Origin of the sequence: Alicyclobacillus pomorum DSM 14955 (assembly GCF_000472905.1) — a bacterium.
GTDB classification, from domain to species: Bacteria; Bacillota; Bacilli; order Alicyclobacillales; family Alicyclobacillaceae; genus Alicyclobacillus_A; species Alicyclobacillus_A pomorum.
In genome coordinates this window covers 155,883-181,553 of record NZ_AXAR01000004.1, presented here as the reverse complement: position 1 = coordinate 181,553, position 25,671 = coordinate 155,883, and the positions used below count along the sequence as shown (strand labels likewise).

At 52.2% G+C, this 25,671-nt stretch carries 18 protein-coding genes and 1 riboswitch; of the genes, 13 read left to right on the top strand and 5 right to left on the bottom strand.

Annotated features, from left to right (window positions below; translation table 11 throughout):
- Window positions 1-834, bottom strand: a complete 834-nt coding sequence (locus YWK_RS0105985; RefSeq protein ID WP_026964083.1) for an FAD binding domain-containing protein — start codon at window positions 832-834, stop codon at window positions 1-3.
- On the bottom strand, window positions 815-3,163 hold the full coding sequence (locus YWK_RS0105980; RefSeq protein WP_026964082.1) for a xanthine dehydrogenase family protein molybdopterin-binding subunit: 2,349 nt from the start codon (window positions 3,161-3,163) through the stop codon (window positions 815-817). The genes YWK_RS0105985 and YWK_RS0105980 overlap by 20 nt, the downstream gene beginning before the upstream one ends.
- A 214-nt stretch (window positions 3,164-3,377) precedes the next feature.
- Between YWK_RS0105980 and YWK_RS0105970 the strand changes: the two genes are divergently transcribed.
- The 11 genes from YWK_RS0105970 to YWK_RS0105915 all read left to right on the top strand — a co-directional run bounded on the left by YWK_RS0105970 (window position 3,378) and on the right by YWK_RS0105915 (window position 18,542).
- Window positions 3,378-4,589: a helix-turn-helix domain-containing protein gene (locus YWK_RS0105970; RefSeq protein ID WP_245578521.1), complete on the top strand. Its 1,212-nt coding sequence runs from the start codon at window positions 3,378-3,380 to the stop codon at window positions 4,587-4,589.
- Between the two features lie 140 nt (window positions 4,590-4,729).
- Window positions 4,730-6,397: a urocanate hydratase gene (gene hutU, locus YWK_RS0105965; RefSeq protein ID WP_026964080.1), complete on the top strand. Its 1,668-nt coding sequence runs from the start codon at window positions 4,730-4,732 to the stop codon at window positions 6,395-6,397.
- Window positions 6,398-6,469: 72 nt separating this feature from the next.
- Window positions 6,470-7,762 carry an imidazolonepropionase gene (hutI, locus tag YWK_RS0105960; protein WP_026964079.1) on the top strand — a complete coding sequence of 431 codons (1,293 nt, stop codon included), beginning with the start codon at window positions 6,470-6,472 and terminating at the stop codon, window positions 7,760-7,762.
- Window positions 7,759-8,712: a formimidoylglutamase gene (gene hutG / locus YWK_RS0105955; RefSeq protein ID WP_026964078.1), complete on the top strand. Its 954-nt coding sequence runs from the start codon at window positions 7,759-7,761 to the stop codon at window positions 8,710-8,712. Before hutI ends, hutG begins: the two co-directional genes overlap by 4 nt.
- A 611-nt stretch (window positions 8,713-9,323) precedes the next feature.
- A complete protein-coding gene (locus tag YWK_RS0105950; RefSeq protein ID WP_026964077.1) occupies window positions 9,324-10,322 on the top strand; it encodes a phosphotriesterase family protein in 999 nt (332 codons plus the stop codon).
- Window positions 10,323-10,406: 84 nt separating this feature from the next.
- Window positions 10,407-12,110, top strand: coding sequence for a long-chain-fatty-acid--CoA ligase (locus YWK_RS0105945; protein WP_026964076.1), 1,704 nt, complete (start codon window positions 10,407-10,409; stop codon window positions 12,108-12,110).
- Window positions 12,111-12,135: 25 nt separating this feature from the next.
- Window positions 12,136-13,287, top strand: coding sequence for a phosphotransferase family protein (locus YWK_RS18545; protein WP_245578520.1), 1,152 nt, complete (start codon window positions 12,136-12,138; stop codon window positions 13,285-13,287).
- Window positions 13,288-13,315: 28 nt separating this feature from the next.
- Complete coding sequence (locus YWK_RS0105935; protein ID WP_026964075.1) at window positions 13,316-14,698, top strand: sigma-54 interaction domain-containing protein; 1,383 nt, start codon at window positions 13,316-13,318, stop codon at window positions 14,696-14,698.
- 539 nt (window positions 14,699-15,237) lie between these two features.
- Window positions 15,238-15,390: riboswitch (cyclic di-AMP (ydaO/yuaA leader) on the top strand.
- 203 nt (window positions 15,391-15,593) lie between these two features.
- Window positions 15,594-16,811 carry a quaternary amine ABC transporter ATP-binding protein gene (locus YWK_RS0105925; RefSeq protein WP_026964073.1) on the top strand — a complete coding sequence of 406 codons (1,218 nt, stop codon included), beginning with the start codon at window positions 15,594-15,596 and terminating at the stop codon, window positions 16,809-16,811.
- Complete coding sequence (locus YWK_RS0105920) at window positions 16,786-17,640, top strand: ABC transporter permease (RefSeq protein WP_156909042.1); 855 nt, start codon at window positions 16,786-16,788, stop codon at window positions 17,638-17,640. Before YWK_RS0105925 ends, YWK_RS0105920 begins: the two co-directional genes overlap by 26 nt.
- Window positions 17,640-18,542: a glycine betaine ABC transporter substrate-binding protein gene (locus YWK_RS0105915; RefSeq protein ID WP_026964071.1), complete on the top strand. Its 903-nt coding sequence runs from the start codon at window positions 17,640-17,642 to the stop codon at window positions 18,540-18,542. Before YWK_RS0105920 ends, YWK_RS0105915 begins: the two co-directional genes overlap by 1 nt.
- A 227-nt stretch (window positions 18,543-18,769) precedes the next feature.
- Here YWK_RS0105915 and YWK_RS0105910 read toward each other — a convergent pair whose 3' ends face one another.
- Together YWK_RS0105910 and cudC are read right to left on the bottom strand one after the other, a co-directional pair.
- Window positions 18,770-19,681: a glycine betaine ABC transporter substrate-binding protein gene (locus tag YWK_RS0105910; RefSeq protein WP_026964070.1), complete on the bottom strand. Its 912-nt coding sequence runs from the start codon at window positions 19,679-19,681 to the stop codon at window positions 18,770-18,772.
- Window positions 19,682-19,719: 38 nt separating this feature from the next.
- The gene (cudC, locus tag YWK_RS0105905; protein WP_035466169.1) at window positions 19,720-20,280 is read right to left on the bottom strand and encodes a choline uptake/conversion transcriptional regulator CudC; all 561 of its coding nucleotides are present in this window, start codon (window positions 20,278-20,280) and stop codon (window positions 19,720-19,722) included.
- Window positions 20,281-20,483: 203 nt separating this feature from the next.
- Between cudC and betB the strand changes: the two genes are divergently transcribed.
- Both betB and gbsB read left to right on the top strand, forming a co-directional pair.
- On the top strand, window positions 20,484-21,980 hold the full coding sequence (betB, locus tag YWK_RS0105900; protein ID WP_051375204.1) for a betaine-aldehyde dehydrogenase: 1,497 nt from the start codon (window positions 20,484-20,486) through the stop codon (window positions 21,978-21,980).
- A gap of 38 nt (window positions 21,981-22,018) precedes the next feature.
- Window positions 22,019-23,218, top strand: coding sequence for a choline dehydrogenase (gbsB, locus tag YWK_RS0105895; protein WP_026964067.1), 1,200 nt, complete (start codon window positions 22,019-22,021; stop codon window positions 23,216-23,218).
- 804 nt (window positions 23,219-24,022) lie between these two features.
- Here the strand turns inward: gbsB and YWK_RS0105885 are convergent.
- On the bottom strand, window positions 24,023-25,549 hold the full coding sequence (locus YWK_RS0105885; RefSeq protein ID WP_026964066.1) for an alkaline phosphatase family protein: 1,527 nt from the start codon (window positions 25,547-25,549) through the stop codon (window positions 24,023-24,025).
- Window positions 25,550-25,671 lie beyond the last annotated feature (122 nt).

Here is a 25,671-nt window from a genome sequence, read left to right as displayed (position 1 = left end):
TTACACCTCTTCTAGGGCTGTCAACACATCGAGCAAGGTGTTCTTTAATACGAAAGCTCGGTATTCTGCTGAAGCGTCCGTGTTACTGAGCAAAGGCGCTGGAAGATGCCGAACAGCCCGTTCGATTCTGGTCTCCAAGGGTGTTAGCCTGTCGTTCAATATAGTTTCGATTTGATGCGAGCGGAAAGGAAACGCGCACACACCACTAAAGGCTACGCGAACCAACTGCTCCTTTTTCATTGCGGCTATCGTCACCACAGGATATCCAACAGAACCAATTCTTCTCTTCTTTACAGCGATAAAAGGAAGTTTCGTGTAGTCAGTATCGGTATGAACCTGTACCACAAACTCTCCTCTTTGCAAGCGCATTCGTTGTTTAAAGATCTCGTGAATCGGTTTTTTATTGATACCAGACGGACCTGCAATCAAGATGTCGCTATCGGCTAGCAAGAACGATAACACAGCCTCCCTGAAGATAATTCGACCACAGATGTTCCCACCAACGGTAATTTTGTTTCTCGCCGTTTGGTCTGCGGCCTCACTACAAGTTCTGCTCAACAGGGGGAAGAGGCGTTCCTCGGATACTCGAGTCAGTGTTACCGCTGAGCCGACCAAAAGTTTATGGTCGTGATGTGCAAAGACATTGCATTCTGGAATCCCCTTGATGTCAATCACTGCCTCAGTGTATATTCGATTGGTTCTTGCCAAGGTAATGATTTCCGTGCCGCCTCCGTAATACAATGGATTTCTTCCTTGGAGGAACAAATTTTGGAACAGATAAATCGCTTCGGGGATAGAGGTGGCCTTGTAGTATTCAAAATCGAAAGGAATCACCAGTGTTCTCCTTTTTTTCTCTCCATATAGCTTCTGGAGTAAGTGGTAACCGGTTCATCGCGATTCCTGTGGCAAGGGACAAACTATTCGCCAAAGCTGCCGGCATTCCGATGACTCCATGCTCACCAATTCCTCGTAAGCCGTACGGTGCTTCCAAGTGCGGGGTTTCTACGAAATCAACCAAATACTCTGGATGATCTCCATACCGGTGATCTTTATATGTTCTAAATCGTGGATTTTGTATGATCCCGGCTTTGTTGTACAGGAATGCTTCTCTACTAGCAAAACTGAGTCCCATACTCATTCCCCCAGTCATCTGCCCTCGTGCCGCTTTGGGGTTCATCACTTTTCCGGCGTCAATCACTGCCGAAGCCCTGACAACTCGGTAGGTCAAGTCTTTCGTATCAAACTCTACCTCCACGGCTTGAGCACCCACGCCCCACTCGGGACCCGGGTTTCCTTTCCCCGTTTCCGGATCTAGTGATGTTAAATCTCTCATAGTATAACTACCTCGGCCAATCACCTGTGATCCAATCGTATTTCCATTTGGCAACCTGTAACCATGAGCAATTTCTGAGATCTGTACACCAATTTGTGGATTGTCCTTCTGATAGACTCTTCCGAAACCAATCTCGAGATGGTCTGCCGAACACCCTAACACAACGGATGCGATGTGTCGAAGCTGACGAATCGCATCATCCGCTGCCGCCAATGCCGCTCGGCCGACTAAGAGTGTGCTCCGGCTCGCAACCGTTTTCCAGTGCTCGGGGCATGTGTCTGTGTTCACCTCCATTTCTACATAAATTTGATCCACGTTCATTTTCATTCTTTCGGCTACGATTTGACTTAGGACGGTTTTGGTACCTTGGCCAATCTCCACCGCTCCGCACACAAGGCGAGCGCTGCCATCCCGGTTTAAAAGCAGTACCGCACCGGCCCCAGCGTCCGTCGGTGTACTGGAGTTTTTCCAGAAACAAGAAACTCCTTTCGTCCTCACTTTATGGCCTTCCACCACGACCTGAGGTTCGTCATTCCATCTGATGATTTCCTTTAGTTTATCGATACATTGAGCGAGATTCCCCACATTGCTCGTCGTCAGTACCGTCTGAGTTGGTGTTGTATCTCCCGGACCAATCGCAATTTGTCTTCGTAGCGTCAAGGGATCAAGATTCAGGCGCGCAGCAAGGATGTCCATCGCTCGTTCAATGACAAAAGTTAGTTCCGGGTGTCCAAACCCTCGAAAAGAGGTAGCGTAAGGGTGGTTTGTATACATGCAAAACGAATCACAATGCACGTTGTCAATTCGGTACGGACCTGTGCAGTCTTGAGCGGCCGCCCGAGTAATAATTGCCGCCCGATCCGAGTAAGCGCCGCCGTCAAACAAATACGTGATTTCCGCAGCCACTATCTTTCCCTGTTTCGTGGCACCAAGTTTCACTTTTGCGTCTAGTCCGATATGCACAGGTGAGGTGATGAAATCCTCTTCACGGCTGTTGACCAATTTCACTTTTCTTCCCCCAACAGCTTTGGAGGCTAAATATGCAATGAATTCAAGCTGAACGGGCGCTTTACCACCAAAAGCGCCACCCACGAGGGGGGTGTGCACCACGATTTGACTGGGATCAATAGAAAAAAACAGACTCAGCATATCCCGAATGACGTAAGGGGACTGGGATGCGGAGTAAATCTCAACCCGTCCATTCGGCTTTATTTCTGCCGTCGCGCATCGGGTTTCCATGGCAGCATGATCGGATTGCGGAATTGAAAACGAAGCTTCGATGGCTACGTCGCTCTCAGCCCAACCCTTTTGCATATCTCCTTTCCGTATCTTCACATGGTTGGCGATATTGGTCCCCGGCACGGGATATACTGCTTCAAACCTTTTGTACGACGCTAGGTTTTCGTGGACAAGTGGAGCCTGGCTCCGGATGGCTTCAGTGGGGGAGTTCACCACGGGGAGGGGATGGTACGCCACATCGACCAGTTTCGCTGCATTCATTGCCTGATATTCCTGGTCAGCCACCACCACCGCGACTGGCTCACCATGGTATCTCACTTTATCAATCGCGATGGGCGGCCTGTCTGCTAAAGGACTACCCGTAAGAATCGGGAAGTCTCGCCCGGTGAGGACTGCTCGTACGCCAGGTGCCTTCCTTGCTTTGGACGTATCGATTGATACGATGGTTCCGTGGGCACAGGAGCTAGTAACCATTTTTACATGCAGCAGTCCCGTTGTATTGATGTCGTTTGTGTATTTAGCGATACCAGTCACTTTCTCCGATGCCTCCTGCCTTGGGACACTCGTTCCAATGGCCAGGAATTGTCGCATGGGTAGCGCCTCCTACACGATGTGTTCTATGGAAGTGTTATATGTGCAACTTCTTTTGTCCTATTCGGTGGGTTGCGCAAGAGCCACTTTCTCTACCCAGACATCATGGCCATCCAGCACCAAATTCATGAAGGTGAAATTATCGAAATTGTGGAAGAGTTGATAGGAACAATGGACGTGTAGGATGGAAGACAACAAAGGGAGGCTGCTCAAAGTGAACCCCATATTGGCCGCTTTTTCTCACTTGCTCATCACGGGGACTCTAGTTCATGAGGCGAGCTTTTCTGAGTTGCAAGAGAGGTACAATGTACGCATACACCCTCATCTCGTGATGGTGGTATCTGTGGATCGGTATCCGGATTTGATAGTTGGAAAATCCCTGGAGTGGCGCATCACCGTCGGAAAACATTTGGTGAGTGCCATTCGTAAAAAGGTCCCACTGCCATATACATGGATTTGGATTGAGGAAGGAGTTCTGGCGTTGCTCGTCGAGGTCGACGGGCAACAGGTGGTGTCGTCTCAAAATGTGAGCTCTCGAATGGTACAAATGGCGAGAGAGATTCAACAGGCACTACAGTCGGAACACATCTCGGTCTCCATCGGCATCGGCACGTACTACGACAGTCCTTACCAATTGCACCTGTCGTTCAAGGAAGCTATCCGCTCTATGAGCGGCAGATTTTTTCAAGGGAACGGCTTGATCTTTCAATACGGTGAAGAATCAAGAGATGGGGAGCATTTTGGCGATGTTCTGATGACGGAAAAGACAGAGCTTTTGGCCCTTGTTCGGATGGGGGACGAACAAGGCATCGGCTTTCACTTGCCTGTGCTCTTAGAACGAATGGCGGAGGTCTGTCAGCACAAGGAGGATGTCTTTAAATCGGACGTCGTTGACCTTCTCATGATGATATCGAGAACGGTCGTAGAATCTGGGGTCAGCGCTGGTCCGGTTTTGTCAAAAAATACACGCGTCATACAAGAACTGTACGATACGATTCGATATGACAAGTTTGTCAAAAGAGTCATTGATTACGTGGGTTGGTTGACGTCGCAAATGGAGCAAACCCAGACGGGCAGAGTCTCGCCAGTCGTCCGGCAGGCGATTCGCTACATCAAGTGCAACCACAGAAACGCAGTGTCACTTGACGATGTCGCACGATTTTGTTGTGTCAGCAAGTACCATCTCAGTCACTTGTTTAAGAAAGAAGTCGGTGTCAGTGTCATCGAATACCTCAATCACATCCGGGTTGAAAAGGCCGTATTTTACGTAAAGACCACTGATTTATCGATTCAGCAGATAGCGAGTCAAGTTGGGTTCCAGGACGCCAATTATTTCAGCAGAATATTCAAAAAGTATATGAAATATAGCCCCAGGGAGTACCGAACAGCAATATTGTGCGAATACGAGACAACGAACGCTAGATGATTTGAAACCGTTTTCTAGTAGGCTGAGAGATGTAAAGACACAGATAGTTGCGAAATTTACAATGCATTTTGATTCATTCACCGTTTCCTTTGCCTAAAACTCATGACGGAACAATACCGATTGTACAGGGGGATGACGGCGTGACTGCACAGACAACCAAGCGCATTATCAGAGCACCTCGGGGTGCACAGTTGAATACGAAGGGATGGCAACAAGAGGCCGTCTTGCGCATGCTGATGAACAACTTAGATCCGGAAGTCGCAGAACGACCAGAGGATCTTGTTGTCTACGGTGGCATTGGCAGAGCGGCGCGCAACTGGGCGTGTTTTGACAAAATCGTGGAATGCTTAAAGGATTTAGAGGATGACGAAACACTACTGGTCCAATCTGGGAAACCGGTAGGAATCTTTAGAACACACAAGCTTGCCCCGCGAGTCCTCATTTCCAACTCTGTCTTGGTTCCAGCGTTTGCAAACTGGGACACGTTCCACGAGTTAGATAAGAAAGGGCTCATCATGTACGGCCAGATGACGGCCGGCAGCTGGATTTACATTGGTAGCCAAGGCATTCTTCAGGGGACGTACGAAACGTTCGCGGAAGCTGCGCGCCAGCACAGAGGAGGCACCCTCAAAGGCACACTCACCCTGACGGCTGGACTCGGCGGCATGGGTGGAGCCCAACCGCTCGCCGTGACCATGAACGAGGGTGTTGTCATTGGAGTCGATGTGGATCCCACTCGGATTCAGCGCCGGATTGACACACGCTACTGTGACATCATGGTGCACCATTTGGACGAAGCGTTAAAACTCGCGCGTGAGGCACAAGAGAAGGGCGCGCCGCTCTCCATCGGGCTCGTGGGCAACGCAGCAGAAATTTATCCGGAGTTTGTCAAGCGCGGGATTGTGCCGGACTTTGTGACAGACCAAACCTCAGCGCACGATCCCCTGAATGGCTACATTCCAGCGGGCTATACGCTGGAGGCAGCGGCTGAACTTCGTACGCGCGTTCCCAAAGAATACGTCAGACTGTCCAAACAGTCGATGGCGACGCATGTACAGGCGATGCTTGATTTGCAAAAGATGGGGTCGATCGTATTCGATTACGGAAACAACATTCGCCAAGTCGCGTTTGACGAGGGTGTGAAAGACGCGTTCAACTTCCCAGGATTTGTTCCCGCGTACATCCGCCCACTGTTCTGCGAGGGGAAGGGACCCTTCCGCTGGGCGGCACTGTCTGGTGATCCCGAAGACATTTACAAGACTGATGAGCTTGTGCTGAAGCTGTTCCCAGAGAACAAAGCCCTTCATCGCTGGATCACGCTGGCTCGGGCCAAGGTCGCATTCCAAGGGCTACCCGCCCGTATTTGTTGGCTCGGTTACGGCGAACGCGTGAAATTTGGCCTTGCCTTAAATGAAATGGTGCGCAAGGGTGAGATTTCTGCTCCGATTGTGATTGGGCGGGACCACCTTGACTGTGGCTCTGTCGCCTCACCGAACCGCGAAACGGAAGCGATGAAAGACGGCAGCGATGCGGTGGCTGATTGGGCGATTCTGAATGCGCTCGTCAACACGGCGGCAGGCGCTAGCTGGGTATCCTTCCACCACGGCGGCGGAGTCGGCATGGGTTACTCGCTGCACGCGGGTATGGTCGTGGTTGCGGACGGATCGAAAGAAGCCGACGAGAGATTGTCGCGAGTGCTCAACACCGACCCAGGCATGGGTATCATTCGACACGCGGATGCCGGCTATGAGCGCGCGATTGAGACGGCAAAGGAACGAGGCGTTCGCGTTCCGATGTTGGGAATCTAAGTCACGTATATCAGCGATTTGCCGGATTGTCCGAGGTGCGCTTCGGGCAATCCGGCGTTTGGGGGAGTTCAGATGGAAGGGAAAACAATTCAACTGTTGGTTCACAACATCGGTACGCTCGTTACGCTGCAGGGAACAGCAGGGCCTCGCACAGGATTGGATATGTCGGAAGTCGGGATTGTTGAACATGGTGCAGTCGCTATTTCGGATGGGGAAATCGTTGCGGTCGGTCGCGAGGAAGAGGTTCGAGATCAAGTCAAAGGCCTCGAAATTGAAACGGAACTCGACGCAGGGGGACGCTTGGTCACACCCGGACTCGTCGATCCGCACACGCACCTGGTTCACGGCGGATCACGTGAGCATGAACTGGCGTTGAAGAGCAAGGGCGTCTCCTATTTAGAGATACTGGCTGCTGGCGGGGGCATTTTGAGCACCGTGCGCGCCACTCGTCAAGCGACGGAAGACGAACTGTACCGAAAGGCGAAGGATAGTCTCGACAAAATGCTGCTGTTTGGCGCCACAACGGTAGAAGCCAAGAGTGGCTACGGTCTCACGGTGGAGGATGAGCTCAAACAACTTCGCGTCACCAAGCGGCTCAATGAAACACATCCCGTCGACTTAGTGTCCACGTTCATGGGCGCCCATGCGGTGCCGGTGGAATACCGGGATAGACCCGATGATTACGTCGACTTGGTGATAGAAGAAATGCTCCCGGCGGTGAGGGCGCAAGGGCTGGCTGAATTCTGTGATGTGTTCTGCGAGCATGGGGTGTTCACCATTGCACAGTCCCGCCGAATCTTGCAGGTTGCAAAAGCCATGGGGTTTGGCATCAAGATTCACGCGGACGAAATCGAACCGATGGGTGGGGCCGAACTCGCGGGGGAACTGGGCTGCATTTCCGCCGAGCATTTGCTCGCCGCGTCTGATGAAGGGTTACGGGCCATGCAGCGCGCGGGGACAGTGGCCGTGTGCTTACCCGCCACTTCGTTCAATTTGCGTGCTTCGCATGCTCGAGCTCGGAGGATGATTGAGCTTGGCGTTCCAGTGGCATTGTCGACCGACTACAACCCAGGCAGTTCACCGACCGAATCGCTTCAACTCGTCATGACGCTCGCATGCTTGAATTTACACATGACGCCGGAGGAAGTCATCACAGCGATGACCATCAACGCCGCTTGTGCCATTGGCAGGGCAGACAGGATTGGAAGCCTCGAAGTTGGCAAGCAAGCGGACTTGGTGATATTCAATGCCACGAACCTTGCTTACCTCCCATATCACTTTGGCATCAATCACGTGGATGCGGTCGTGAAGTCAGGCAAGATTGTGGTGCACGAAGGACAGCTTGTGAAGGAGCGGTTTTCGTGATTCGGCATGTGGAAAGACCGGGGACGAGGTTTAAGGACCGTCTCGATCCGAAAGTATCAGACTGGATTCAACCGTACGGATTGGTCGAAACATTCGATGCGGCGATTCTCGGCGCACCGCTCAGCAAGACGTCGATTAGCCACTCCGCCGCGTCTCGTCTGCCGGATGCGATTCGGACGACGTTCCATACATACAGTCCATACAATATCAATCACCAGCTGGATTTGAGCCGCGATATTCAGGTGGTGGACATCGGAAACGTGAAGATGCACATGACTGATCTTCCACGTTGCCAGCAGTTGATTGAAGACGCCGTTGGTTCATATTGGGAACATCACTCGGCTCCTCTGGTTGTGTTAGGCGGAGACCACTCTGTCACAGGCGCATCTGTGTTAGGTCTGACACGTGCGACAAAGAACAAGTTCGGCATCATCCATTTTGATGCACATCACGATGTACGCAACTTCGAGGACGGGGGACGGACGAACGGAACTCCATTTCGAACCATCTTGGAATCTGGTGCCGTGTCCGGAAAGCACGTTGTGCAGATTGGACTTCGCGATTTTGTGAATGCGAAAGCGTACCATGAGTATGTTTTGGGACACGGTGTGACCGTATTCACCGCTCGGCAAGTGTTCAAGCTGGGCTTGTCCGCTATCCTCCACGAGGCCATGAAGATAGCGGGAACTGACACGGATGCAATCTACGTGAGTTTCGATATGGATGTCTTGGACCAGAGTTTTGTCCCCGGTGTGCCAGCACCCAGTCCCGGTGGGCTCACGACGTGGGACGCGATGGAGGCGCTCGAGTGGCTGGGGATGCAAAAGCACGTGCAGGTACTAGACATTGTGTGTGCTGACCCAACGCAAGACGTCCGCGATTTGACGACTCGTGTGGCATCGAATCTGATGCTGTCATTCTTGACAGGACTCGCTCTGCGAAAAAGGTGAGGCGAACACTTGACTCTGAAGTGTAGGACACTACAGATGTTCCCACCCGTGCTAGGAAGGTGGCACTCGTAACCATTGAATCTGTCTACAAAATAGGCGTTCTCAGTTCGAGGACGCTTTTTTGCTTGTTACCTCGGATGCGGTACGCCGGTGTGGGACGTGTTTCTCATCCATAACTGTTTCCAAAAGAAACATGTGAAAGAAACACACACTGTCTGTTTGCGACCTATCCAGCCCTGGCGAAGATGGTTGTTTTTTTGTGTACATATAACACAATATTCAGTCAAATATCCCCCGTGGAACGCTGTATATCGGCTGGCATACATCTTGCTTGTATCTTTGGTGAACGACCATTCTACGTCCTCGAGCGAAGGGGAGGTGGTTTTTGCTCGGGCCGCAGGTGTTCAAAAAGTACCGGAAGCGGCCCGAGGCGCAACGCCCATGCGCCGAAGCACCCACAGCATTCTATGATCAACGTTCCTGTGGACACCCCGGAAGTGCGCATCGAGATTGGACAAGCTCGCCTGTTGACGTGAACAGCGGCGCCCATGAAAAGGACACATTCCTGAAAGACCTACCCAATTCAAAAGCATACGAGGAGAGAGATGAGCATGGCACATGTGGTGAACACCGTTTGCGGTCCGGTTGCTGGAGAAGAATTAGGAAAAACCTTGTTCCATGAGCATATCATCTTTGGATACCCCGGTTTTGATGGCGATGTGACCTTGGGAGGTTTTGACCGGAAGGCGGCTCTGCAGAAGGGGATTGAGGTCGTTGAAAAGGCGAAAGCCAACGGCGTGAAAACCATTGTTGATGCGACGCCCAACGACTGCGGGCGGAACCCTGAATTTTTAAAGGAGATTTCCGAGCAGACGGGGGTCAACATTGTCTGTTCCACCGGATACTACTACGAAGGAGAAGGTGCACCCAACTACTTTAAATTCCGCAATCTGGTGTCGAATGCGGAACAGGAAATCTATGAGATGTTTATCAAGGAAATCACAGAGGGGATTGGCAATACCGGCATTAAGGCCGGCGTGATCAAGCTGGCTTCTAGCAAAAATGAGATTACGGATTACGAGAAGATGTTCTTCCGGGCGGGGGCCAGAGCGCAACGGGAGACAGGGGTCCCCATCATTACCCACACCCAGGAAGGTACGATGGGGCCGGAACAGGCGGAGCTTCTGGTGGCCGAAGGGGCGGAACCCAGCCGCATCCTCATCGGTCACATGGATGGGAATACCGATGTTGGCTACCACATCCGCGTGCTGCAGACTGGCTGCTCTGTCGGCTTTGACCGCTTGGGCATCCAGGGATTTGTCGGGATGCCGATGGAATCTGAGAAACTCACTGTTCTGCTGGGGCTGATTGCTGCAGGCTACGAGGAGCAAATTCTCCTATCCCACGATACGGTAAACATCTGGTTGGGCCGGCCTCCTGTCTGGCCGGAGCAGCTGGCCAAATTGCTGGAAAACTGGCATATCACTCATGTGTTTGACAACGTCATTCCGCAACTCATGGAAAAAGGCGTCACGGAGGAGCAAATTGATCAGATCATGGTGAAAAACCCGGCGCGGATGTTCGGCGTTCGCATCAAGGTGGAAGTGTAATCGACACATTCGGCCCCGGACCCGTGAATACATATCTGGTCGCGGCCATCGTTCCGGGGCTGGTGAATCACAGGAGGGATAAGCATGTCTTCCGCGTATGAGGACAAACCCTGGCTTGCGTCTTACGCGCCTTACGTTCCTCCGGAGCTTCCGCTGCCGAAGATGAGCATGATTGACTATTTCGAGGAGTCGGTGAAGCGGCATCCCAACCAATCGGCTGTTCATTATTTCGACCACTCCATCTCCTATCAGGAGCTGGATGACATGGCGGAGGCCTTTGCCGCCCTCCTGGCAGAGTGGGGGATTGGCAAGGGGGACCGGGTGGCTGTTTACATGCAGAACAACCCCCAGTTCCTCATCGTCCAATACGGTGCCTGGAAGCGCGGCGCCATCATGGTTCCCCTCAACCCGATGTTCAAGGAAAAGGAGCTCGAGTACCACTTAGTAGACTCCGGGGCAAAGGTTCTGGTCTGTCTGGAGTCCCTATACGCCTCGGTGGCCCAGGAAGTGGTGGCGAAGACCAAAGTGGCACATGTGGTCACCACCAATGAGGCGGATCTACTTCCCGACGGGATGAAGGAGTCCATCAGCCTTCTCAATGACTCACATAAGCAGCGGTTTGCCGACACCATCGACATGATGGATGTGGTGCAACAGAGGTTGAACATGCGTGCCCCGCATGAGGAGGTTACCCCTGACGACGTCGCCTGTTTGGTATACACCTCTGGTACCACGGGTCTTCCGAAGGGGGCAATGAGCCTACACAAGAACATCGCCTTCAATGCCGAGGTGTATCGCACATGGATGCAGCTAGGAGACAAGGACTGTGTGTTGGGTGTGGCGCCCTTGTTCCACATCACTGGCATGGTGGGTCATATCGCTGTGTCGAGTCTTGTCGGAATTCCTCTGGTGCTGTTCCATCGGTTTGATGTCAAGGAGATGCTGCGGCTCGTCGAAAAGTGGGAGCCCACCTTTACTGTCGGCTCCATCACGGTCTACATCGCTCTGATGAACCACCCGGATGTTGAAAAGCGCCAGCTCTCTTCTCTGAAAAAATGCTACAGCGGCGGTGCGCCCATCGCTCCCAGCATTACTGAACAGTTTTTGGAGAAGTTTGACATTTACATTCACAACGTCTACGGGCTGACAGAGAGCAACTCTCCCGCCCACGCTGTGCCCTTGGGCGAACGGGCGCCGGTAGATCTGGAGAGCGGAGCCCTCTCGGTGGGCATTCCCGTCCCCAACTGTGAAGTGAAGGTGGTGGACCTGTCAGATCCCTCGAAGGAGGCTGCCAAGGGGGAGACGGGGGAATTTGCTGTGCGGGGCCCGATGATTTTCGCCGGCTACTGGGACAAACCCGCTGAGACGGAAAAGGCTTTCCACGATGGCTGGTTCCTCACCGGCGATGTGGTCAAGATGGATGAAAAGGGTTGGTTCTACGTCGTCGACCGGAAAAAGGACATGATTATCGCGTCTGGATTCAAGGTGTGGCCCCGGGATGTGGAAGACGTTCTGTACAAGCACCCCGCTGTGAAGGAGGCGGCGGTGGTCGGCGTTCCTCACCCCTACCGGGGCGAGACCGTCAGGGCGTACGTGTCCATCAAGGAAGGTTTCTCCATAACGGAGGAAGAGCTGATCCAATTCTGCAAGGAGAGAATGGCAGATTACAAATATCCTCGGGAGATCATCTTCCTACAGGAATTGCCCAAGACGGCCACGGGCAAATTCCTGCGCCGGCAGCTTCGGGACGAGGCGAGGGAGGCGTCTTTGAATCAACAAAACGCGTAACCGAAATCGAGGAGCAGCTCGGAACATGAAAGATGAAAAGGGGATTGGAGGGAGACCCATGGAGGAGAAGACGGTTCCCGTTCGGGAAGGGGAAGCGTTGGATGGGGAAAAGTTAATCCGTTTCCTACGAGAGCATATCGCCGGGGTGGCGGATGCTCCCGTAGAGGTGCGGCAGTATCCCACTGGGGCTTCCAACCTGACCTATCTCATCCGGATTGGCGAGTGGGAGGCGGTGCTGCGCCGCCCTCCCCTCGGTCCGCTGCCGCCCAAGGCTCACGACATGGAGCGTGAGGCAACGATTCTACAGAAGATTCACCCGGTATTCCCTCTGGCGCCGAAGCCATATGCCATCTGCCGAGATACTTCTGTGTTAGGAGCCGTGTTCTACGTGATGGAGCGCCGGCAAGGCGTTGTCATCGATGGTACCTTCCCTCCCGGGGTACATCCAACACCGGATCTCTGCCGGCGGATTTCGGAAGCGGCGGTGGACACCCTGGTGAAGCTTCACGACATCGACTGGCGGGAAGCGGGGCTGGCATCCATCGGCCGCCCCGCGGGGTTTTTAGAGCGTCAGGTAAACGGGTGGATTGCACGGTACGACAAGGCAAAGACCGACGATGATCCTGAAGCGGAGCCTCTCATTCGCTGGCTGTCGGACAACGTGCCTGAGAGTTCCGAGCTGACGGTCATCCACAACGATTACAAGTTGAACAACATGCTGTGGAATCCAAAGGATGTGGCTGAGCCCGTGGCGGTGCTCGATTGGGAGATGACGACCATCGGCGATCCCCTCTTTGACCTGGCCGCGGCTTTAAGCTACTGGGCGCGGCCGGAGGATCCCGAGGAGCTCATCCACGTGTTGCCCAATGTGACCACCTACTCTGGCTTCTTCTCCCGGGTCCTCCTTTGGGGAACGGGTACGTCACCTGCTCCGTCATGCCGATGCTTTGGCGGGGGTGGGAAAACTGTAGACTGGCGTGTGAATCGGAGCCGGTCTCCTGCTGGTGAACCACGCCGGCCTCCGGGCATTGTACCTCGATTTACACCATCCTCTACAGTCATATGGAAACGCTCAGGCGATGGTCCAAGCCATCGCCTTCAACAATGGGTGTCCTTGGGTCATGATGTAAATCGTCCATCGTTGACTATATTCAGAATAGATGAAAAAATAGAATGACAACTTATCATCTCTTTTGGGGGTTAAGATGAGCAAAAACCAGCAGGTTTTGCTAAACAATTGGTCCAGCATCTTGGACCAGTTGGACGAGATTTTCCTGTTTATCGGCAACGATACGGAGATTCTTTACGCCAACAGTGCTTATTCTCGGCTGATTGGCGTCCCCAAGGACAAGGTGATTGGCAGGCACTTATCCGACATCGAGCCCAGGGCGCGGATTATCGAGGTGTTGGAGTCGGAGCGGCCGGTCTGTCACGATTACTCCTATATCGAATCCGCGGGCATGGATATCGTGGCGAATATCTTTCCCGTTTACGACGAAGGGAAAAAAGTGGGGGCCATTGGCATTTTTCGCCCCGTTTCCTTATTTTCCGCCGACTCTTTTCGCGCTTCCGCTCCCGTAAGTCGCACGAAGGGGGAGCCGATGGAGCGAGACAAGCCGTTTAGACGCTTGGTTGGAGAGAGCCAGGCGCTGAAAAACGTGATATCCATTGCGCAAAAGGTGGCCCAGACGGACACCACTGTCCTCCTCAGAGGGGAGACCGGGGTGGGCAAAGAGCTGTTCGCTCGGGCGGTTCACGAAGCAAGCCCCTTCTCTAACGGCCCTTTTGTCGCCCTCAACATGGCTTCTATCCCGGAGACCCTGCTTGAATCGGAGCTTTTCGGCTATGAGGTTGGCGCATTTACCGGGGCGCACAAGACCAAGTCGGGATTGATGGAGTTGGCCGAGGGCGGGACGCTATTTTTGGACGAAATCGGCGAAATCAGCCCCATGCTCCAATCCAAGCTGCTTCGGGTGCTGCAAGAGCGCGAAGTCATCCGGGTGGGGGGGACCAAAGCCCGCCCCGTACGCTTCCGCCTCATCGCCGCAACCAACCGCGACCTGGAGTCTATGGTCGAAAACGGGAATTTTCGCCCCGATTTTTACTACCGCATCAGCGTCATCCCCATCCACATTCCGCCCCTCAGGGAGCGCGCGTCCGATGTACTCCTCTTGGCCGAACACTTCAAGCGGCAGCTGGAGGAGCGTCACGGTCTGCACAAATCTTTCTCTCCCCGAGTCCTGGACGTAATGAAAAGGTATTCCTGGCCAGGCAATGTGCGGGAGCTGCAAAGCTGTATCGAGTACATGTACGTTCTGTCCGAAGGACAGCTATTGGACGTCCAGCACTTGCCCCATCACCTCTGGGAGGCTGCCAACGCCCAGAGCAGAGAAGAAGCTTGTGTACCTCCCTCGCAGAAGGATATCAAGGTCAAAGCGAACCTGAAAGAGGTCATGGAGCAGGTGGAGAAAGAGATGATGATGCAGGCCATAAGGGAATCCAGGACCAAAACGGAAGCCATCCAACGCCTAGGAATGAGCCGCAAGGGCTTCTACATGAAGCTCAAGAAATATCACATCACCTTCTGAATGTGATAGAGTCCATGCCATGGATGATGCCTGAGACTCGGTCTCTAGATCCGCTCGGCTCTCCGATGTGATGTTGAGTTTCATTGTCCTCATTTCCTGGTGAATACATTGGTGAAATGCTGCGTACTGCTCCTCGTATTGCGTGACACCTTTCGCTTGTTCATGTGGTTGTGGGAATGTATCGGTAGCCGCTACAGATGGTATCGCATCGCTCTGTTGGTATTTCAGAGGTTCGGACGATGTCCTCGCAATTTCGGCAAGGAGGCTCACAATACATAAGAGGGAATGCATGGCGGCGTTTTGGAGGTATGGCTTCGGATGTTCGGACATAGCTTTCATTATGGAGATACCTGCATTCTACTTTATTCGCTTTTACGGAATGACATCCACAATGGTGTATTTTTCTTGCCGGATATTCCGTTTTCCTTTAGACTGGAAGAGTGACAGTGAGGAGGGAGTAAGTACTGAGTCACGTGAAACGTGGATGCGCATGCAGAAATGAATTCGCACACAATCTCCTTTCTTACCCTGCCTAGCATACTTAGGACGGGCCGAATTTCGCATCGGTACTGGTGCGAGAACGGGGGACCCACAATTTCTGGGGTGAATTGACTGGCTGTTCTCGCAGCTTCGTCATAGGCGATGTTCGCCGAACCCGACAGCTAACCCCGTAGGCGAATACGACAGAACTGCTACTTCCTTCGTTTTAATTTCCCGAATGTTCGTTTTTGTAATGTAACCCGTTTCGTGGTTTCCGTCGCACGCTCATGGATTGTAGGCGCATTGTACTCGTCATAGATTCTGAGCATTTCATATTTATTGTTAACAGTGATATGGTGTCGGCTGCATTCAGTTGACACCTGAAGCTAGACCATACTGTCACAGGGGGGTATCCATGGCTAATTTCATTGAGTTGAAGAACGTCACTAAAATCTTCGGTACACGAAAAGCACAGGCCTTGCAACTGTTACAAAGAGGCATAGGTAAGGAGGAAATTCTCAAACAGACAGGAGCAACTGTGGGGGTCAATCAAGTCAGCTTGACGGTAAAACAGGGTGAGCTGTTTGTTCTGATGGGACTCTCAGGCAGCGGTAAATCTACATTGCTGCGATGTTTGAATCGATTGGTTGAACCCACATCCGGATTGATTCGCATTGACGACACGGACATTCTGAGTCTCAGCAAGAAGGACCTGTTGCGCTTCCGGCAGACGAAAATGGCGATGGTGTTTCAGCACTTTGCACTGCTCCCACATCGAACTGTCGTTGAGAATGTGGCGTTCGGACTGGAACTGCAGAATGTATCGAAAGCGGATCGACTCCGGATTGCAAGGGAAAAACTGAGTCTGGTCGGGCTGGAGGAATGGGCAGATTATTACCCGGAAGACTTGAGCGGCGGGATGCAGCAGCGTGTTGGCCTAGCACGTGCCCTGGCGAATGACCCGGATATCCTGTTGATGGATGAAGCGTTTAGCGCATTAGATCCACTCATTCGCGAAGACATGCAAACGGAACTATTGCAACTCCAACACCGTCTGCACAAAACCGTTGTGTTCATCACCCATGATTTGAACGAAGCCTTGCGACTCGGTGACCGAATTGCGCTGATGAAAGACGGGCAAATCATTCAATGCGGGACCCCAGACGACATCGTCAGTAATCCGGCAAACGAATACGTTGCACGCTTTGTGCGCGGTGTGGATTTGACGAAAGTGCTTGTGGCAGCCGATGTGATGAAGCGTCCATCCCCGCTTCTACGATTGAAGGACGGGCCCCGGGTGGCGCTGCGGACACTGAGGGACGCCGGATTATCCAGTGGCTTTGTGATTGACGACGCTCGCACGTTGCAGGGCATTGTTTCAGTCGACGCGCTGGTGACGGCTGTTGCAGAGAAAAAGCTGTCGGTCAGTGAATGCAGCCTCGAGGATGTGACCCCAGTTCGAAAGGACACATCACTCGACGCATTATTGCATCGTATCGTGCATTCCAAATACCCGCTTCCGGTGGTGGATGACAAAGCGCGTCTTGAGGGGCTTATTCTCAAAAGCTCCATTTTAGAGGCCCTCACTTCACAAGGAGGTGAAGCGGATGCTGCCGCAACTTCCACTCGATAACTGGGTTAATGCATTGGTCAGTTGGGTTTACTCGGCCCTCGGTCCGTTCTGCAATCTCGTCTCGGAATTTATTAAGACGATTGTGACGGCCATCACAAACGAAATGACCGCCATCCCATGGCTAGTCGTACTGGTCGTATTCTCGGCGCTCGCGTTCCTCGCAGGCCGATGGAAATTGATGATTGGAACCGCGATTGGACTGTTTCTCGTGTACGACCTAGCCCTTTGGAATGACATGATGGCAACGCTGGTCCTCGTCATACTCTCCGCATTTGTGTCTGTGGTGATTGGCTTGCCCATTGGGATTTGGAGTGCTCGCAGCAATCGCGTTTATAAACTTGTCGCACCACTGCTCGACTTGATGCAGACGATGCCAGCCTTTGTCTATCTCGTGCCTGTGCTTATCTTTTTCAACATCGGACTGGTACCGGCCATTTTTGCCACCGTTGTGTTTGCGATGCCGCCCGTGATCCGTTTGACGCGCCTTGGTATCTTGCACGTGCCGACTCAGCTTGTCGAAGCGTCGAGAGCGTTCGGAGCATCCGACAGACAACTACTGTGGAAGGTGCAAATTCCACTTGCCATGCCGAGTATTAAAGCAGGTATCAATCAGACGATTATGCTCTCACTGTCCATGGTGGTCATCGCATCCATGATTGGTGCGGGCGGACTTGGCGCGGACGTGATGTCTGCCCTGCAAACCATCAATGTCGGTAAAGGGTTTGAAGCTGGCATCAGTATTGTCATTCTTGCAGTGATATTGGACCGCATTTCGCAAAAGCTGGGCACTGGGCGAATGCGTCGACAAACGATGGGTGGTAATGCCTGATGAACAAACTGCAGAAGATCACTTGCGCGTTGTCCGGGATTTGCCTTACAACACTTACGCTGGCGGGGTGTTCGAACACGCCGACCCAAGGTCATCAGACCAGCAATCAACCAAACACGTCAACATCGGGGAAGACAGTCACCATCGGCTACGTGGATTGGGATGAAGACGTCGCCGCTTCATACCTCTGGAAAGACATTTTGACGGAGAAGGGGTATAGCGTTCAATTGCAGTCCCTTGACGCAGGGCCGTTGTTCTCTGGTCTGTCCGAAGGTGGTGTTGACGTCTTTTTTGACACATGGCTTCCAGTCACGCACCAGACTTACATGACCCGATACGGAAGCAATCTCGCGAACCTCGGTAAGTGGTATCAAGGTCAAACGCAGGAAGGGTTTGCTGTACCCAGTTATGTCACCGATGTCACCAGCATCGGGGACTTGAAAAAACACGCCGCGGAATTTGGAAATCAAATTGTCGGGATTGACCCTGGTGCTGGAGAAATGCAACTCGCTGCCAAGGCGGTCTCTGATTACGGACTCGGCATGCAACTGGTTCAAAGTTCGTCACCAGCCATGCTCAGTGCATTGCAGAAGGCGTACAGCGAACACAAACCGATTGTCGTCACCATGTGGAGTCCGCATTGGGCCGTGACGAAGTATCACCTGAAGTACCTATCGGATCCCAAAGGCGACTTCGGCAAGCCCGGCTGGATTCAAACGGAAGCCAATAAAAACTGGGCAAGTAGCAACGCACAGGTGTCACAGTGGATCAAGAATTTTAAACTGACGCCGCAGCAACTGGGAAGTCTGGAAGAAGACATCAACAGCGGGCCTTCAAAGGACCAAGGGGTTAAGAAGTGGATAAGCGACAATCAAAACCTCGTGAACAGCTGGTTGAAGTAGAGAACCTACCAAGAGTGCGGGAGTGAACGGTGCCGAAAGCAGGAAGGAATATGGGCCGAAACAAAAAATATCCACAGTAAGAAAAGTACGTGAACGAGGGCGGATACTCTTTCATCAAATTTGAAGAACGAAGTACCAATGAGAAAAACCCCCAGGGTAGTATGTGAGTGTGCTGCCGCCCTGGTGGTTTTTCTTCATAAGGGTGATGACGAATACACAACAGGAAATTACGAACGGAACCAGCTGTTGACGAGGTTTTGGTTTGATTGAACCCACTTTTCGACGCCTGCCTGTGTAGTTGGCGCGTGGTTGATGTCAATCTCAAGTTGACCGAGTTGATCTGGTGTTAGTTTGAAATTTCTGAACCATTTCGCCGGCTCGGGGTTTTGTGCCGCCCAAGTCTTATTGGCTTCAATGTCAATGCGTTCATCGTGGCCCATCGTTCCTTTTGGGTCGGCCAAGTACTTCAACTGCCACTGCGAGAATGCCCAGTGCGGACTCCAAAGGGTGACGGCAATCGGCTTGTGCGCTGCGTATGCAGCTTTCAATGCTGAGAGCATGGTCGTTTCGCTGCCACTGACGAGTTGCATGCTGTTTAAACCATAGGCCTGCATGGACTTTTGAATGACTTCCATCTCGCCTGAACCGGGGTCGATACCGACGACTTGATTCCCAAATTCCTTGGCGTGGGCAGCCAACTGATCTAAAGAATTGACATCCGTTACGTAGCTGGGCACGGCAATGCCAATCTTCGCGGGTCCTTGGTACCAGGTACCCAAATCCGTCAAGTTGCTGCCGTATTGTTTGATGTAGTTCTGATCCGTATAGGGGAGCCATGCATCAAGGTGTACAGAGATATCTCCGGTGGACACGCCGAGGTAAAGAGGACCGGTTACCATTTGTTCGAGTTGGACGTTGTAACCTTTCTTCTCAAGCAGGTTTTGCCAAAGGTAACTGAGTGCAACGTCCTCGGTCCACGTGACGTATCCGATGGTCACGGTCTTGCTGCTTTGCGAAGCAGCATGAGGACCATTGTTGGAACCTTGGGCGACTGTGTCGCATCCGGCCAGCAGCGTGACTGCTAGACCAGAGACAGGTAATATACGTAATATACGCACAATTTTTTTGTCGTTTACCATTCGATGTCCTCCTTGGCTGGGATAATGATGTGGATGTTTTACTCTTCGGGAACCGGGGACGACATAAAGTACTTCATCAGTTGTCCACTGTCCATCGCCTTTGTCAGGTCGCTCAGCCAGTCATAGTAGTCTTTCGCGTGACGCAGTTTCTCCAAATCGGCCTCGGCCTGCTTGACGTCTTCCGGCGAAAGATCCCCACTCTCCAATAGCGCACGGATTTCCTGTTCTGTTGTGGCCAATCCCTTTGTGCACAGTTCGATTTCCTGACTCCACAGATGCGTGAAAAACTCCCGGAATGCGCGAAACAAGTCCTGTTCCGCCTGGTATAAATCCTTACGCACCCCCTTCTCCCACTTCTTGTGGACCAGTCGCAGGCGGGCCAACTCACGTACGCCGGTACTCATACTTGTTTTGCTCATGCCGCTTTGTGCGCACATCTCATCCAAGGTCATCGGCTTGTCGCGGAAAAACATGATGCCGTATAGGAGGCCCATCGAGGGACTGAGGCCATACATGTTCATCGTTTCCGCCAACGCTTGAATGTAGTGACGTCGCGCCTGTTCTAATTTTGATTCTGCGGGTAATTGACGACTACTCATGCTCGGGCACACCATTCTTTTGTGTATGTTGGTAAAACAGTTCGTACGGTCAAAAGTGTATGAACTGAATTTATCGTAACACTATGTGCTTTTGAAATTCCAGTCTTGAAATGTTCAGATAGTACTGATAATGTTTTCTGTTGTAACGGTATGTACAGAAAAAACTGTACAAACGAAACTTGGTGCGAAGGGGGCTTGGTGTCATGGTCATTCCCAAAGAGGTGATTGTTCGTCAAACGCAGATGTATATCGCAGGCGGGTGGGCATCGGCTGTCTCGGGGGCCATGCGAGAGATCATCAATCCTTTTGATCAAACTGTGATTGCAATTGTCCCGGAGGGTGACAACAGGGATGCTGAACGGGCAATTCAGGCCGCGCGCGAAGCGTTCGACGATGGTCCCTGGCCGAGAATGACGGGGGCAGAGCGTGGACGAATTCTATATCATGTCGCCAGTCTCATTGAACGCGACGCCGAAGAACTCGCTATCCTCGAAACATTGGACACAGGAAAGACGTTGACGGAGAGTCGCGCGGATATGAGCGACATCGTCCGAGTCTTTCGCTACTTCGCGGGGTTAGCCGACAAGGACGGCGGTGTTGTGATTGACTCGCCAAATGCAAATTCCGCGAGTCTCGTCGTACGTGAACCGGTCGGCGTGTGCGGACAGATTACACCTTGGAACTACCCCCTGCTGCAGGCATCCTGGAAGCTGGCTCCGGCACTCGCGGCGGGCTGTACCATGGTGTTGAAGCCGAGCGAAATTACGCCTTTGACCACGCTTCGGATGGCGAAGATCTTCGAAGAGGTCGGATTGCCTCCCGGGGTGGTCAATATTGTCACCGGCCCTGGCGAAACGGTTGGTGCAACGCTCGCTGAATCCCCCGATGTAGACCTTGTCTCTTTCACTGGAGGAGGTGACACGGGGCGGAAGGTGATGCGTGCTGCAGCTGTAAATTTCAAACGAATTGCCCTTGAGCTTGGCGGCAAGAATCCCAACATTGTCTTTGCCGATGCAGATTTTGAGACCGCGTTGGATTATGCCTTGAACGCGGTCTATTTTCATGCCGGGCAGGTGTGTTCAGCCGGAGCTAGGTTGCTGTTGCAGGAGGAGTGGCATGACCAGTTTGTCGAAGCGCTGGTGGAACGCGTTCGGAAGATCAGGCTTGGCAGCGGATTTGAAGAAACCACACAGATGGGGCCGCTCATCTCCGAGGAACACCGTGCAAAAGTCGAACAGTACCTGGCAATTGGCCGGGCACAAGGTGCCAAGTTGCTGGTTGGAGGCAAGCGGCCGGAACGGGGGGATCTACAAAAAGGGTTCTTCGTGGAGCCTACCGTCTTTGACGATTGTGTATCGTCGATGCGCATTGTTCAGGAGGAGACATTTGGTCCAATTCTGACTATCGAGACGTTTCGCACAGAAGAGGAGGCCATTGACCTGGCCAACGATACCGTGTACGGATTGGCGGGCGCGGTTTGGACGCGTGATATGGCTCGGGCACGCCGGGTGAGTCGGGCCTTGCGCCTTGGAACCGTGTGGATTAACGATTTTCATCCTTATTTCGCTCAGGCGCCCTGGGGAGGTTACAAACAGTCGGGCATCGGCCGTGAACTCGGGCCGTGGGGGCTTGAAGAGTACACGGAACGGAAGCATATCTATCAGAATTTCGACACGCAGCCGATGAAGTGGTTTGGCTAATATTCATCGTTTTACCGAATTGAGACGGGAGGGAATCGATGATGATGCGTATTGAACGCATGATGCGATACAAGGGGTTCGAAATGCCGACCGCGGTGAAGTCTTCCATTGGTGCATCCAAGCACGTTGGCGATGAAGCCAAGGCGCTTGGCGTCAGAAAGGTGATGCTGGTGACCGACAAGATAATTTATCGGGCCGGGCTCATTCATCCGATTGAACAGAGTCTACACGAGGCTGGCGTCACCACTGTACTGTTTGCGGAAATCGCAGGGGAGCCGGACACGGCGTTGGTCGCCGAGGGCAGCCGGAGGTTCAAGGAAGAACGGTGCGATGGCCTGGTCGCGGTTGGCGGGGGAAGCTCCATGGATACCGCCAAATCGATTGGCGTGGAGGCGGTTCACGATGCGCCGTTACTCGCTTACGAAGCAGCCCCTGGCAAAAAACCGCTGGAACGCCGCATTCCGCCGCTGATCACGATTCCTACCACAGCCGGTACCGGCAGCGAAGTGACGCAATGGGCTGTGATTAAAGACCCAGAGCGGAAAATCAAGTTCAATGTCGGCGGTCCGCTGATTGCCGCGCACGTGGCCATTTTGGATCCGGAGTTACATGTCAGCATGCCGCCTCACATCACCGCGGCGACAGGCCTCGATGCGCTGTGCCACGCCATTGAATGTTATACCTGTCACTATGCGCAACCCATTACAGACGCCGTTGCACTGTTGGCCATAGAATACGTGGCGAAGTACATTCACCGCGCTTATGCGAATGGACACGACCTCGAAGCGCGTCACGGCATGGCACAAGCCGCCATGTTGGCAGGACTGTCCTACGGCAGTGAGTCGGCGGGGGCGGTGCACGCAATGGCGCAGACCCTTGGTGGAATGGTTCCCGTTATGCACGGTCAGTGTGTCGCGGCGATGTTGGTGCCAGTCATGGAATATAACTGGCTGGGTGAGCCGGAGAAGTTCGCGCGGATTGCGCAGGCTTTGGGCGTCGACACGACGAGAATGAGCGTCAATGATGCTGCCCAAGCAGCCGTGCGCGAAGTGGACCGCTTGGTGCGTCAGTTAAACATCCCTACACTGCTCGAACAAGGCGTAAATCCGGAAGACATCGAGCGTTACGCACAGGCCGCATTCGAGGACCCACAGACCGTAGGCAACCCGCGAGACATCGGGATTGAAGGCTATCGCTGGCTCTACCGACGCTGTCTTGGTCTCGAACCCTCTACATGAGTCCATACGAATCCTGTTGGTTTTTCTAATTGATGAAATCAGTCTTTGGGCTGTTTCATTGGTCGGATGCGACGTCACGCCAACGTCAATCCGAATCATCTAACGATTTGCATATTAGAAAACACCCACGATTCATTCGAGGGTGTTTTCTATTCGATGATTTGGTGGTATGCAACGGCGTTATGAAGAGATCCGGTCGTATTTAATCAGTGCACAAAGCAAGACCTTGTGTCGCGCCTGGTGGTGACGATGGAAAAGGCGAATTCCAGCTTCCTGCATGGGTCACCATGATCCGTGATGAGTTAAGATACTTCCAGAACGCGGGACGCGGCCGGGAGCGTGGATGGAGTGGCTCGCCAGTGAAACGGAGCTATTGTGCGACGGTGAACAGAGCTAGGCCGAGGACAAACGTGGTCAGGTTAGGACTAAACTTCTTGGATTTCTTTTTTTTGACCTTCTCGTGCGTAAACCAATTCATCACTGCTATGAACATACATAGGACCCCGGCGATTTTCAGAGCCAATTTCCACCACATATGTATCACACCTTTCTCACTTGCCATACCAATTAATTATTGCAAAATGAAGGGGTATTGCAAGATGTTTTTGAAAATACATTACGCGATGACGGATGTAGGAGTGTAAAAAAGGTAGATCTGTGCCGTAGGAATAACAGATGAACGCGATACATTGGATACGACGGGCTTTGTGTCTATCCGTGACTCGGTATAATCAACGCCCCTAGAGTGATTCAAATTGACCACTCTAGGGGGACTTCATGACAGGTTGTTTTTGGAAGGGACAATTACATCTTGGCGTGGCGCAGCATCATCAATCCAGGTAGTACCTGTGTGTGTTCTTTCCGTACAGCTTCAAGTGCATTCGGATTCAATCCCAGCACTTTTAAAATCGTCGGTGCAATTTGGGTTGTTTGGACAGAAGAAGCAATTTTCTCGGCGTGTTGGATCCCTGCAAATGATACCAACAACGCTACATGCGTATCATCTTCACTAAAACCGCCATGCTCAGCAATCTTTGAACCAGGTTTTGCATATACTACTCCATCTTCTGGTTGGACAACAATATCTGGCACTCTGGAATCAGTGGCAGGGTTATTGAACAGCCATTGCTTTTTAGATGTGACATAAGAATATACTGCCTTAATGTGCGCTTTTTCCTTGTTGCGTTCGATGGCAGCGACTACAGCCTTCGTCTTGGACTGGTCAGTGAGCCAGATCAATGCAATGTCATCTGCAGTCATCTGAGCAATGAGGTTCGAAGGGACGCCTGCCGTAATTAGATTTTTATCGGTTATTCTCAGCTTTGCAGGGTCGATGGGAGTTTGTCCATGCTTCGCAGTCAGGATGATAAGGGTCGAATTGTAAAGGTGCTTCTTTTTCAATTCATTTACGATTTTACCGATAGATGCATCGGTATGTTCAAAAGCACCCTCAAGACCCTTACTGAAGGTTCCCTTGCTGTTGAGATAACCATTGCCAGGGAGTTTCTGAGCGACACTGACAGCCTGGAAATTCATACCGAATATAGTCGGGACTGGAGTGGACTTCGTACCGGTATGATCTTTACCGTCAATTTCATTCTCAATTGCCTTTACCTTTAAATCATCGTTTGCTTCCGTGGCGGCGATACTTGTGGTGGCATCCCCGTTGGCTGCGATTTCGGGCGTATACAAATCGTCAACACCTTTGCCTGACGGCCCATTCAGCAAATCATACGACAGATGCTTGTCAGCCCACGCAGTGTGCTTTCCGGCCGCTTTGATCACTTCAAAAATCGTGTTGACTCTTAAATAGCTGTGAGGATATACGGGCTGTTTGGTTACAGGATCGCGAGGCAACATCGCTGGATTAATACCACCGCCGCCATCAATTTTATTTTTATCCTTATCGACTGACTCGTCATACAGGACCTCAGTACCCGGTTTGTCTCCGGCATGACTAGCAATAGGCGGCAACAGTTTTCGATCATAGGAGTCGTCATAAAAAACGCCTGTTGAGTTTGGAGTACCGCCGGTTACCATTGCCAGTGTGCCTGGGAAGGAATCAGATGGCTTGGAAGTCGAGGCATTTGTATATGTAATGCCGTGGTTGCTTAAAGCAGCCAGATTCGAATGCGGATGTTCTTTCACGAAGTTCGCAAGGTCACTTTCATGCATTCCGTCGACACTAATCAACAAGACTCGTTGTACTGCTTGTGGTGCCGTCTTTGCGGAGTCGTCCTTCTTCGTTGTTGTTGTTGCGTAACTTGTTAAGGGTGAAAGAGCAACGGATAAAGCGAGACCTGATGCTAGAACTGCTACGCGTTTCTTCATCTTAACACCTCGAATACATAGATTTTATTTGCAACAGAATTTATACCAAACGGGAGTGAATATCTTACGAAGTTTGTGTTAAGATTCAGCAAACGTTTCCAGTAGGATTTGGTGATTCTGGA